Raw genomic sequence first — 11,873 nt, 5'->3', positions numbered from 1 at the left:
AGCGATACAAGCGCCTGGTTGTCGATGACCACTCCAGCAAGCCGTCCGGCCCGCCGCTGCGGTGACACCCATCTAGGCCCACCTCACAACCCCGTCAACACCATTTTGCAATTTTTTGACGAAAGTCCGGAACCTTCGCCGCTCACCCCTGTCGGCAGCTGCTAGCCTGCGGTGCGTTCCGGCATCGCGCGGTGCAGGACGAGGATCGCTGCCGCAGCGACCATCGCGCCCAGCATCATATCGGCGAGATAATGGGTGCCCTCCACCGGCGTCGCGAGCAGCATCGCCGCGTTCAGCGCCAGCACGGGCCAGCGGAGAACGGCGATTCGCCACGCGGTCCGGACGTAGATCACCGCCGCGGCGGTGTGGAAACTCGGTGCGGACACCAGGCCCCGCAGGTGAGCGAGGTCGACGATGCGGACATGTCCGTCCCGCAAGGCCGGGATCAGCCCCTGCTGCCATTGCTCGCTCTCCGGCATATAGGGGATCGCCCCATGCCATAGGTATGAGAAGGGGCCGACCGCCGGCATGAACGCATAGAGGACCAGCGTCGCCACCGCAGTTAGCCAGAAGGTGGCGAGAAACCGCTGCGCCATCAGCCGCTCCCCCTGCATCGCCGCATAGCCGAGCAGCACGGCGGGCGTCAGATAGATGCTGCGATAGGCGCCCAGCCCCAGTGTCTGCAGCCAGGGATGCGCCGCGGTCGTCCGGTACCAGGCGAGCCAATCGAACCCCATCGCCGAATCGATTCGCTGGAGGGCGGCATCGTGGAACCCGTGGGTGAGCGCCGCGATCGGGTAGCTCGCCACCGCGCCGGTCAGCGCGATAAGCGTGAACAGCGCATAGAATTCGGCAATGTCCGCCACCACCTGCCCGTGCCGCCACGGCAGCCGCGCGGCGGTGAGCCGCACCGCCAGCGCGAGGCCGCCGCACAGCAGATACGGCAGGTTGCCCCTGCTGGACGGCACGATCGACAGCCCCGCCGCGTGCAGCAGCAGCGCGACCACCACCAGGCTCGCCGCGATCGCGGCCAGCAACGGCCGGCCATAACCCCGCATTGGCGGCGCGGCGGGTATCGGCCCGGACCCGGCATAACGTTCGGCGGCGGCATAGGCATCGGCGGCATAACTGTGGGGCAAGGGCGACACTCTCTTGGAGGCATCCGCCTCCGCCAGCGTACCTTGCTCCACTATGAACATGTCCGGCAAGCCGTGCGTCCCGCACGCCGGACAGGATCGCCTCGCCTCATGGATCGTGATACTATGTATCATATCTCGAAGGAGTCGAGGCGAATGACGGACACGCGCTCACCTGTGAACCAGTTCCCGCCAACCATGCCGAGTGGCGCGTGGCGGTGATCGGCATGGACGCAGCGTGGATCCGCCGACGCCTCGACGCGGCGCCGGTTCGCGCGACCGGGTTCACGCCGGGGCTGGGGACCGCCCCTGCCGATCCGTTCCCCGCCCGGGGCGAGCGCATGGCGGAGACGGCGGCATGAGCGTCGCCGCGCTCGCCCGGACCGAGGCGGTGGCGACCGGCGCCGATTCGCTGGTGCTGGCCCGCATCGTCGTGCCGGAGGTCCATCTGGCGATCTGGCGCCGGTCGCTGCCGCCCGCGTTCGCCGCGCTGGCGGAGGCGGATCGTGCCGCGCTGGACGATGTCGATGCGGAGCTGGAGCTTGCCGCACTCGACACCATGCTTCCCGTCATCCTTGCCGATGCGGGCCATCGCGCGCCGGCGGATGCGGTGCGCGAGATCGTGTCGCTGGCGGCGATGTTCGCCGCGATCATGGCCGCCGACCGGTTGCGCATCCGGCTGGAGGTGGTGGAGACCGACGCCTGCCGCCGCTTCCACGCCGATCACGTCACCGCGCGGCTGCTCACCACGCTGGCGGGGGCGGGCACGCAATGGATGCGCGTCGGCGAGGACGGCCCGCCCGAACAGCTGGCCGCGGGCGAGGTCGCGATCTTCAAGGGCCGGCGCTGGGCCGAGGAGCCGGCGATCCTCCATCGCTCGCCGCCGATCGCGGGGAGCGGCACCGACCGGCTGTTGCTGGTCATCGATCCGCTGGCATGATCGCGGGTGCTGGCGTCGGCGGCGAAGCGGCGGTGAGCAGCTGCCAACCGACCGGCAGATAGTCGGTCGACATATAGAAATAGAAGGCGCAGCTGCCGTCGGCGCGATAGCTGCCGCCTTTCAGGATTCCGTAAGCGGTGGTGCCGAGGAACACGGGGCTACCGCTGTCGCCGCTCTTGCACACCGGCCCGGCGACCGTGGTCCAGGTCGGCAGGCAGGCGCCGCCGCACAGGTCGCCGGCCGGCGCGAAATCGGTCAGCTCGACCAGCGAGCAGCTGTAGCCGGTGCGCTCGCCACGATGGCAGACGACGTCGCCGGCGCGCGTTCCCGCCCGGCCGCGCGCGCCGGTGACCGGGCGGCTGACGGTGCGGGCGGTATCGGCGAAGAACAGCGGCGCGAGCGGCACGGCGCTGGCGTTGATCTGCACGTCCTGGTTGCCCCAGCCCCACTGGCCGACGAAGGGCAGGTCGGTGTCGCGCCCCTCCGCGTCGCGAGCGCTCAGCGCATCGGGGCAATGCGCCGCCGTCGCCAGCGCAGTGCGCAGTCCGTCGGTGACGACGAAGCCGGCGGTGCACAGATAGCGGTGCGAATCGCCCGGCGGACTGCCGGTGACGCGTGCCCCGCCCTGGATGCCGGCGCCGGCCATGTCGAGCGCCGGCGTGTCGATCACCCGCAGCCGCACCGGCACATGCGTGAGCGCGGCAAGGCGGGCGGCGAGCGGCCCCGCCCCTTCCCGATCGACGTCGCGCGGGGCCACCACGACGACTAGCTCGCCAGTCCGCGGATCGAGGCCCATGCCGGGCGGCGCAAGCAGGCTCTGCCGGATCGGCTGCTGATAGGCGGCGATCGCCTGCACCAGTTCGGCATGGCTGGCGGCGGCACCGGTGCGATAGGTCACGACCACGGGTTCGCCGTCCAGCAGCACCGTCTCGTCGGGAACGGGCACATCGCCGGTCAGCAGCACCACGATGCGGAACGCCGGACGATGATCGATGGCGATGCCGGCCAGGCGCCCGGCGTAGCGTGCGGCGAGTGCGTCGGTGAGCGGGCCGCTCGCCGCCTGCAAGCGCAACTGGCGCACCGCCGCGTCGAGCGGCACGCCGAGCCGGTTCGCCACCGCGGCGGCGTCCTGCAGCAATGCCGTATCGCCAGATTGGGTCGCGGCCACCGGCGGCGCGACGACCTGCGCCGCCGCCGGGGCTGCCGCCATGGCGAGCGCCGCCGCTACCATTCCACCGATCCGCGCGATCCACCCCACGGCGCCAATCTAGCGCAGCAACCTAGCTGCATCCTGAACGCCGGCACCCGTGCCACCCACGTATAATGATAACGACTTGCAATAGCCAAAATCTGCGCTATGCCGCGCCCTGAGTTCAGGGAGTTTCACGAGACATGACGGCCTTCATCGCCTTGCTGGCGGCCACCGCGGCGGTTGCAGCGAATACCGATCCGGTCGCCGACCCGCAGCGCAGCGACGACATCGTCGTCACCGGCAAGCGCAGCGAAGGCAGCGAGGATTATGGGGTCAAGGATCAGCGCACCGCCACCCGCCTGCCGCTGAGCCTGCGCGAGACGCCGCAGTCGGTCAGCGTCGTCACCCGCGCGCAGATCGAGGATTTCCAGCTCAACGACGTCAATGCGCTGCTCGCCACCGTACCGGGGGTCAACGTGCTCGCCGGCGAGACGGACCGGGTGTATTACTCGGCGCGCGGCTTCGACATCCAGACCTTCCAGATCGACGGGGTCGGCCAGCCCTTCTCCTTCGGTATCCAGACCGGGTCGATCGACACCGCGGCCTATGACCGGGTCGAGGTGGTGCGCGGCGCGCCGGGCCTGTTGTCGCCGACCGGCAATCCCTCGGCGGTCATCAACTTCATCCGCAAGCGTCCCTATCGCGAGTTCAAGGTGTCGGGTGCCGCGCAATATGGCTCGTTCGACAACCTGCGTCTCGACGGCGACGTCAGCGTGCCGCTGACCAAGGATGGCGGCATCCGCGCACGCGCGGTCGGATCCTACCTCGACACCGACAGCTACCTCGACCGGTACCGCCTGCGCCGCTGGACCGGCTATGGCATCGTCGAGGCGGATCTGGGGCCGAACACGGTGCTGAGCGGCGGCTACGGCCACCAGGACCATCGCAGCCATGGCGCGATGTGGGGCGCGATTCCGCTCTATTACACCGATGGCACGCGGATCGATTTCAGGCGCGACAGCAATTATGCGCCGGAATGGTCGAGCTGGGGCGTCGTCGACCGCCAGATCTTCGGCGACCTGACACACGACCTCGGCAACGGCTGGACCGCCAAGTTGAGCGTGCTGCGCAAGGCGACCAGCGAAGCCGACACCTTGTTCTACATCTTCGGCAACCCGGTACGCGGGGCGCCGGGCGGGATCGGCACCGATGCGGATGGCAAGCCGGTCGGCATCCAGAGCTATCCCGGCGCCTTCAAGGGCGAAGCGCGCAACCTGACCATAGACGCCTATGCCAGCGGCAAGGTCGCCGTCGGCGGGCGCGAGCACGACGTGATGTTCGGCGTGCAGCGCGGGGCCGAACGCTACCGGCAATATTCGAGCTACGACCAGGCGGCGATCAACGTCTTCCTGCCGCTCGATACCTTGTTCGACGGCACCTTCCCCAAGCCCAATTTCCCGTCGCCCTACGACCTCAGCCTCAATTCCCATACGCGGCGCGAGACGGTGTACGGCCTGGTCCGCCTCAATCTCGCCGATCCGCTGAAGGTGATGCTCGGCGGCAACCTGACCCATGCGGCCAGCGAGGGCGCGTCGTACGGCACGCCGACCAACTACGACAATCGCCGCTTCCTGCCCTTCGTCGGCGCGACCTACGACCTGACGTCGACGATCAGCGCCTATGCGAGCTATGCGACGATCTTCAATCCGCAAACCCAGTTCGACGCCGGCAACCGCCTGCTCGCGCCGATCACCGGCGACAATCTGGAGGCAGGGCTGAAGGGTGCGTGGTTCGGCGGGCGGTTCAACGCCAGCGCCGCGGTGTTCCAGGCGCGGCAGAACAACACCGCGGAGGCGGCGGGTTTCGACACGGTGCTCGGCCGGCAGATCTACAAGGGCGTCGACGCGACATCGCAGGGTATCGAGATCGAGATGAGCGGCCAGCCCGCGGCCGGCGTGCAGGTGACCGGCGGCTTCACCGTCATGCGCGTGCGCGGGGAGGACGACCAGCCGGTGCGCACCTTCGTGCCGCGCAACACCGGGCGCCTGAACGTCACCTGGAGCCCCGAGGCATTCCGCCAGCTGAAGCTCGGCGCATCGGTCAACTACCAGAGCCGCTTCTACTTCGTGCCCGGCGCGGTTTCGAGCACGACCGGCCAGCCCGTCCGCCTGACGCAGGGCGATGTCGCCACCGTCGATCTCGTCGCGCGCTATGCGCTGACCGATCATGTCGCGGTGAGCGCCAACCTGCAGAATGCGACCAACGCCAGATACCTGACCGCCCTCACCTTCGACCAGAGCCGCTATGCCGCGCCGCGGACGATCCTGGGGACGGTGAGCGTGCGCTACTGATCGCGGCCATGACGATCCCCGCCGCCCTGATCCTGATCGCCGCCGGCATGCTGCTGGTCCGCTTCGGCTGGGACGGCGGGCGGGCCGCGGCGGCGGCCGGCTGGGCGGCGGCGATGCTGGGCCTCGCCCTGCTCGTCGCGCGGGACGGCGCCTGGGGGGTGGCGATCGGCACGATCGTCGGCATGGCCTGTGTGCTGGCCATCGTCTTCCACGCCGGCTGGATTTCGCCGGCGAAGATCGCACGGCCGCCGCGCGAGGCACCGGCGATCCTGCTGCCGCGGCGCTGGAGCGATCTCGCCCGCCGCGTGGCGGTGTTCGTGCTGGCGGTGCCGGTCGCCTTCGCGGCGGCGCAGTGGCTGGCGTTCGGGGCACAGGCGCTGGCGCGGAGCGGCGGCGCCGATGCGGCGGACGCGACCGCGCTCACGCTGCTGCTGCAACCCATGGCATGGGGCCTGTTGATGACGTGGCAGATGACCCGCAGCGGCCCCGCCCGCATGATCGCAGCGCCGCTCGCCACCGCGCTGCTCGGCACCGCTTTGTGGGGCGCGGCATGAGCCGGCCGCAGACGCTGGTGCAGCGCGCGCTCGGCGGCCATGCCGCGATCGGCCTGCTGGTGAGCGCGCTCCTCTATCTCATCGCGCTGTCCGGCACGATCGTCGTCATCCACGATCGCTGGCAGCGCTGGGAACAGCCGACGATTGCCGAAACCGCGGTGATGACCCCGCAGGCGGCGCAGGCGGCGATGGCCGCGGGGCTGGCGCAGGACGCGGGCAAGCCGGCGACCACGCACCTCTACCTGCGCATGCCGACCACCGACCTGCCGCGCGCGGTGGTGACCACCGACCACGGCGGCTGGTACGTCGATGCGAGCGGCCGGGTGACGGGGCGCGAGGCGCATGCCTGGACAGAATTCGTCATCGCCCTGCACGAATATCTGCATCTGCCGGCGAGCTGGGGCATGATCCTGGTCGGCGCGCTCGGCGTGGCGCTGTGCGCACTGGTGCTGACCGGCGTGCTCGCGCATCCGCGCATCGTCCGCGACGCCTTCCGGCTGCGCATGCGCCACAACGACCAGATCGCGCGCGCCGACTGGCACAACCGGCTGGGGGTGTGGACCCTGCCCTTCGTACTGGCGGTGGCGCTGACCGGCGCGTTCATCGGCCTCGGCAGCGTCGGCTTCTCGGTGCTGGCCAAGGCGTCCGGCGGCACGCTGGAACAGGCCTATGCCCCGATCTTCGGCACCGAACCGCCCGCCGATGCCGCGCCCGCCCCGCTCGCCGATATCACCGCCGCGCTGGCGACGCTGCACGCCCGCATGCCCGACGCCGCGCCGACCTATGTCATCGTCCATGATCCGGCGACGCGGGGCAGCCATGTGCAGATCATCGCCGAACTGCCGCGGCGGCTGATCTACGGCGAAACCTTCACCTTCGATCCCGCCGGGCGCTTCACCGGAGCGCTCGGCCTGTCGGACGGCGCGATCGGCAAGCAGGTCGCGGCCTCCACCTACAACCTCCATTTCGGCAATTACGGCGGCCTGGCGGTGGAGGTCGCCTATATGCTGCTCGGCCTTGCCCTGTGCGTCGTCACCGCGACCGGCACCACCTTGTGGTTGCAGAAGCGCCGCCGCCGCGGCCTCGGCGGAACGCACCTTGCCGCGGCATGGGCGGTGATCGTGTGGGGAACGCCGCTCGTGCTCGTCGCCACGATCTGGCTGCGCGCGCTGGCTGGGGCCGAGGCGCCGCTGGTCGCCGCCTTCTGGGGATCGCTCGCCGCCGCGCTGGTCGTCGCGGCGGTGCGGCCGGGCTGGGTCCTCGCGCTGCCGCTGCGCGACGCGACGGCGGCCGGCACGATCGCGACGGCGCTCGCCCATCTCGCGCTGTTCCACGCCGCGCCGCTGCCCGTGCTGGGGATCGACGTGGCCATGGCGCTGTTCGGCGCCGCCCTGATGCTGCTGCCGCGGATGGTCGCCGCGCGCCCGGCCCGTTACGGAAACGCAGCGGTTCCCGCCTGAGCCTTGTCGCGGCCGTCCGTCGTCCTCAGCTTGGGCCGGTCAAGCAGATGGACCCCAGCCCCATGAAGAACATCGGTTTCCTGTCGTTCGGCCATTGGTCCGCCGCGCCTGGATCGGCGACGCGCTCGGCACGCGACGTGCTGCTCCAGTCGATCGACCTCGCCGTCGCCGCCGAGGAACTGGGCGCCGACGGCGCCTATTTCCGCGTCCACCATTTCGCGCAGCAGCTCGCCTCCCCCTTCCCGCTGCTCGCCGCGGTCGGTGCGCGCACCAGCCGCATCGAGATCGGCACCGGCGTCATCGACATGCGCTACGAAAACCCGTTCTACATGGTCGAGGATGCGGGATCGGCGGACCTCATCAGCGGCGGGCGGCTGCAACTCGGCATCAGCCGCGGCTCGCCCGAGCAGGTGATCGACGGCTGGCGTCACTTCGGCTACGCACCCGCCGCCGGCGAGAGCGACGCCGACATGGGCCGCCGCCATGCCGAGGTGTTCCTCCAGCTGCTGAACGGCGAAGGCTTTGCCCAGCCCAATCCGCGTCCGATGTTCCCCAACCCGCCGGGCCTGCTGCGGCTGGAGCCGCATGCCGAGGGATTGAAGGACCGGATCTGGTGGGGATCGGGCAACAACGCCACCGCCGTCTGGGCGGCGAAGCTCGGCATGAACCTGCAAAGCTCGACGCTGAAGGCGGACGAAAGCGGCGAACCCTTCCACGTCCAGCAGGCGCGGCAGATCCGCGTCTATCGCGAAGCCTGGGCCGAGGCGGGGCATGCCCGCACCCCGCGCGTATCGGTGTCGCGCTCGATCTTCCCGATCCTCAACGAGCAGGATCGCGCCTATTTCGGCCGGGGCGACAGCAGCGACCAGATCGGCGTCATCGACAACATGCGCGCGGTGTTCGGCCGCTCCTATGCCGCCGAGCCCGACCGGCTGATCGAGCAGTTGCGCGCGGACGAGGGGATCGCCGAAGCCGACACGCTGTTGCTCACCGTCCCCAATCAGCTGGGCGTCGCCTATAACGCCCATGTGATCGAGGGCGTGCTGCGCCACGTCGCGCCGGCACTCGGCTGGCGCTGATCATTCCGGCGCCAGCGTCGCGGTGCCGGCCGGGGTCAGCGTCAGCATCGCCCGGTCGGTGTCGCGATACGGCCGCCAGGGCGTGCCGCCGCCATTGGGATCGCCGCGCTTGACGAAATCGACCAGGTAGCGGCTCATCACCCGCGCCGCGGTGCGATCGGTCGCGGCGGTGCGGTCGCCGTACTTGATCTCCGCGGTATCGAAGAAGAAGGGGATGTCGGTGGCATGCGCCGCGCCCTTGGTGTCCGGCGTCCGCGCCGATCCCGCGACATAGTCGAAGCGGTAGTAATAGACCGGCACGCCCTGCCCGGCGAGCAGGCCCGCGATCTCCCGCGCGCCGGCGATCATCGGGCCGGCGGGGCCGCCGATATCGTCGCTGGTCGCGCCGATCATCACCGGCACGTGCGCGAAGCGGCCGGTGCGATACGCAGTTCCGACATCCACGAAATTACGGCCGTCGGGTACCGGCCCGGTATACCCCATCGCGCGGCCCAACGTCGCGAGGTTGAGGCCGTCGACGACCTGTTGGGCGGGTAGCGCGCGCAGCCGCTCCGCGGCCTGCGGATCGTCGGCGGCGATCCCCTTCGCTTGCGCAAAGGCGATCCCCGCCGCATCCGCCGTAGCGATGCCATTCGGGTCCGGCGCCGCCGACCCGCCCGATTGCACCACCGCGGCGCGGAACAGCCCACGCGCCGCCGGCGAGGTGACGAGCGCGTGCACCGATCGGCCGCCAGCGCTTTCGCCGACGATCGTCACCGCCCGCGGATCGCCGCCGAAGCGCGCGACATTGGCCTGCACCCAGCGCAGCGCAGCCAGCTGGTCGAGCAGGCCGAAATCGATCTGGCGCGGACCACCTTCCTTGCCCAGCGCAGGATGGGCAAAGGCGCCGAACCGCCCCAGCCGATAGTTGAAGCTCACCACCATGATGCCCTGCCGCGCCAGCGCCGCACCGCTATAGGTCGGCGGCGACGACCCGCCGTTGACGAAGCCGCCGCCGTAGATCCACACCATCACCGGCAGCCTGGCCCCCACACGCGTTCCCGCCGGCCTCCAGACGTTGGCGTACAGGCAATCCTCCGCCGGGGTCGTGCCGAGCGGCGCCGCGTCGCTCGGGAAGGGCAGCTGCATGCAGTCGGCGGCATAGCGGCGGGCGTCACGGATCGCGGTCCAGCGTGCCGGAGCCTGCGGCGCCCGCCAGCGCAGGGCACCGACCGGCGGCGCGGCAAAGGGAATCCCCTTCCAGGAATCGACACCCGCCTCGCTCGCCCCGCGCACCGGCCCGTCTGCGGTCGCGACGACGAACCGGTCCGGCGCGGAGGCGGATGACGCCACGCCGCCTGCCACCGTCGCTGCCACCGCGGCCAGCACCTGCCCGATCGGGAACCCCGCCATATCCAAATCCTCTGCCCTGCCAGTCGTTTGCCTTATGCTGCCACGCCCGCACGGCAGCCGGCAACCGCCGTGCCGCAGACGGGCTCGTCCCCGACTGCCCACTCGGCTATGCGCAGCGACACGAGGATAAAGGACAGGTACAATGACCGATGAAGCCGGTGCGAACAACCAGCCCACAGGCTATGTGCCGCCCGCGGTGTGGGAATGGGACCGATCGAACGGCGGCCAGTTCGCCCAGATCAACCGCCCCGTCTCCGGCGCGACGCATGACGCGCCGCTGCCGGTCGGCCGCCACCCCCTGCAGCTCTATTCGCTCGGCACGCCCAACGGGCAGAAGGTGACGATCCTGCTCGAGGAGCTGCTCGCTGCGGGCCATGCCGGGGCGGAATATGACGCCTGGCTGATCGAGATCGGCAAGGGCGACCAGTTCGGCAGCGGCTTCGTCGCGCTCAATCCCAATTCCAAGATCCCGGCGCTCGCCGACCATGGAACGACGCCGCCGACGCGCCTGTTCGAAAGCGGATCGATCCTGCTCTACCTTGCCGAGCGGTTCGGCGCCTTCCTGCCGAGCGCGCCCGCGGCCCGTGCCGAAACGATCAACTGGCTGATGTGGCAGATGGGCTCGGCCCCCTTCGTCGGCGGCGGCTTCGGCCATTTCTACGCCTATGCCCCGTTCAAGATCCAGTACGCGATCGACCGCTATGCGATGGAGGCGAAGCGCCAGCTGCACGTGCTCGACACGCATCTGGCGACGCGCGACTATCTGGCCGGCGACACCTATACGATCGCCGATATGGCGGTGTGGCCATGGTATGGCGGGCTGCTCAACGGCGCCTATGACGCGCAGGCGTTTCTCGACGTCGGCGCCTATCCACATCTCGCCCGCTGGTCGGCGGCGATCGCCGCGCGCGAGCCGGTGCGGCGTGGCCGCATCGTCAACCGCGTCACCGGCGAACCCGGCACGTTCCTGCGCGAACGCCACGAGGCGGCGGACATCGACCGGACGCTCGCCGGCGGCTGACGCATCACCCCGTCACGCGCCGCCACGGCTGCGCATCGCGCACGTCGAGCCGGCACAGCCCGGTGAGCCCATGCTGCCGCGCATAGGCAAGCGCGCGCGCATCGTAATCCGCCGCCCACGGCGCGCCGAACGCCCAGTCGGGCGGGTTGAAGGTGGAAAAGCCGTTGATCGTCGGCACCTGCCAGCGCTCGGCGAGCAGCATCGCATCGACATTGTGCGGGTAGAGCGCGTGCAGCTCGGCGTTGATGTACAGCGGCTCGGCCTGCCGCGTCGCCACGACGTAGACGCTGGTGCAGCCCGCCGGCGGCGCCGGAATGGCGGCGAGCGCAGCGGCATGGCGGCTGCGGCTCAGCTGCGCCGGCGTTTCCGCACTCAGGTTCTCGACGACCAGCACGCCCGCCAGCCCCGCCGCCAGCCACGGCCGCGCCGCAGCGAGGCGCCCGGCGTGCTCCTGCCAGGCGGCGAGCGCGATCAGCAGGAACGGCAGCGTCAGCCACAATTGGTAGCGCGACACCACGCGCATCCCCTTGGCGCCCGGCACCAGCTCGAACACCAGCCCCCAGGGCGAGGCGTACCAGAATTGCAGCGTCAGCACCCAGGCGACCATCATCGCCAGCGCGAAGGCGCGCCATGCGACCGGCGCCGTCCGATCGATCCCGACCCGCCGCCGCACCACGATCCGCCACGCCGCCGCCAGCACCAGCACGGCGAGGATCGGCGGCAGCCCCGCTTCATGCTCGCCGCCGAA

Annotated in this window: 10 protein-coding genes; 6 read left to right on the top strand and 4 right to left on the bottom strand. The window is 70.4% G+C overall.

Annotated elements, in window-relative coordinates; translation table 11 throughout:
• Positions 1-161 precede the first annotated feature (161 nt).
• A complete protein-coding gene (locus AC4GY7_RS16815) occupies positions 162-1,139 on the bottom strand; it encodes a phosphatase PAP2 family protein (protein WP_491116187.1) in 978 nt (325 codons plus the stop codon).
• Between the two features lie 355 nt (positions 1,140-1,494).
• Here AC4GY7_RS16815 and AC4GY7_RS16810 point away from each other — a divergent pair, with 355 nt between their 5' ends.
• On the top strand, positions 1,495-2,076 hold the full coding sequence (locus AC4GY7_RS16810) for a DUF1826 domain-containing protein (RefSeq protein ID WP_491116186.1): 582 nt from the start codon (positions 1,495-1,497) through the stop codon (positions 2,074-2,076).
• On the opposite strand, the gene AC4GY7_RS16805 is transcribed toward AC4GY7_RS16810, so the two are convergent.
• Complete coding sequence (locus tag AC4GY7_RS16805; protein ID WP_491116184.1) at positions 2,057-3,334, bottom strand: chymotrypsin family serine protease; 1,278 nt, start codon at positions 3,332-3,334, stop codon at positions 2,057-2,059. The two genes, AC4GY7_RS16810 and AC4GY7_RS16805, sit on opposite strands and share 20 nt — an antisense overlap.
• Positions 3,335-3,468: 134 nt before the next feature.
• Between AC4GY7_RS16805 and AC4GY7_RS16800 the strand changes: the two genes are divergently transcribed.
• The 4 genes from AC4GY7_RS16800 (at position 3,469) to AC4GY7_RS16785 (ending at position 8,712) form a co-directional block, all read left to right on the top strand.
• Entirely contained in the window at positions 3,469-5,619 is a 2,151-nt protein-coding gene (locus AC4GY7_RS16800; RefSeq protein WP_491116182.1) for a TonB-dependent siderophore receptor, read from the top strand.
• Positions 5,620-5,627: 8 nt separating this feature from the next.
• On the top strand, positions 5,628-6,173 hold the full coding sequence (locus AC4GY7_RS16795) for a hypothetical protein (RefSeq protein ID WP_491116180.1): 546 nt from the start codon (positions 5,628-5,630) through the stop codon (positions 6,171-6,173).
• The gene (locus AC4GY7_RS16790) at positions 6,170-7,633 is read left to right on the top strand and encodes a PepSY-associated TM helix domain-containing protein (RefSeq protein ID WP_491116178.1); all 1,464 of its coding nucleotides are present in this window, start codon (positions 6,170-6,172) and stop codon (positions 7,631-7,633) included. Before AC4GY7_RS16795 ends, AC4GY7_RS16790 begins: the two co-directional genes overlap by 4 nt.
• A 62-nt stretch (positions 7,634-7,695) precedes the next feature.
• On the top strand, positions 7,696-8,712 hold the full coding sequence (locus AC4GY7_RS16785) for an LLM class flavin-dependent oxidoreductase (RefSeq protein ID WP_491116177.1): 1,017 nt from the start codon (positions 7,696-7,698) through the stop codon (positions 8,710-8,712).
• Here the strand turns inward: AC4GY7_RS16785 and AC4GY7_RS16780 are convergent, their stop codons facing one another.
• Positions 8,713-10,104 (bottom strand): carboxylesterase/lipase family protein, encoded by a 1,392-nt coding sequence (locus AC4GY7_RS16780; RefSeq protein WP_491116175.1) that lies wholly within the window; start codon positions 10,102-10,104, stop codon positions 8,713-8,715.
• Between the two features lie 142 nt (positions 10,105-10,246).
• Between AC4GY7_RS16780 and yghU the strand changes: the two genes are divergently transcribed.
• Complete coding sequence (yghU, locus tag AC4GY7_RS16775) at positions 10,247-11,125, top strand: glutathione-dependent disulfide-bond oxidoreductase (protein ID WP_491116173.1); 879 nt, start codon at positions 10,247-10,249, stop codon at positions 11,123-11,125.
• Positions 11,126-11,129: 4 nt separating this feature from the next.
• Here yghU and AC4GY7_RS16770 read toward each other — a convergent pair whose 3' ends face one another.
• Positions 11,130-11,831 (bottom strand): hypothetical protein, encoded by a 702-nt coding sequence (locus AC4GY7_RS16770; RefSeq protein ID WP_491116171.1) that lies wholly within the window; start codon positions 11,829-11,831, stop codon positions 11,130-11,132.
• Positions 11,832-11,873: the final 42 nt, after the last annotated feature.

The organism is Sphingomonas sp. SP5, from assembly GCF_058313455.1.
This window is presented reverse-complemented; position numbering and strand designations above follow the sequence as displayed.

Excerpts from the sequence above, each read along its gene's own strand:
- AC4GY7_RS16810 (WP_491116186.1), top strand. The coding sequence starts at position 1,495 with ATGAGCGTCGCCGCGCTCGCCCGGACCGAGGCGGTGGCGACCGGCGCC.
- AC4GY7_RS16790 (WP_491116178.1), top strand. The coding sequence starts at position 6,170 with ATGAGCCGGCCGCAGACGCTGGTGCAGCGCGCGCTCGGCGGCCATGCC.
- AC4GY7_RS16795 (WP_491116180.1), top strand. The coding sequence starts at position 5,628 with ATGACGATCCCCGCCGCCCTGATCCTGATCGCCGCCGGCATGCTGCTG.
- yghU (WP_491116173.1), top strand. The coding sequence starts at position 10,247 with ATGACCGATGAAGCCGGTGCGAACAACCAGCCCACAGGCTATGTGCCG.
- AC4GY7_RS16800 (WP_491116182.1), top strand. The coding sequence starts at position 3,469 with ATGACGGCCTTCATCGCCTTGCTGGCGGCCACCGCGGCGGTTGCAGCG.
- AC4GY7_RS16785 (WP_491116177.1), top strand. The coding sequence starts at position 7,696 with ATGAAGAACATCGGTTTCCTGTCGTTCGGCCATTGGTCCGCCGCGCCT.
- AC4GY7_RS16780 (WP_491116175.1), bottom strand. The coding sequence starts at position 10,104 with ATGGCGGGGTTCCCGATCGGGCAGGTGCTGGCCGCGGTGGCAGCGACG.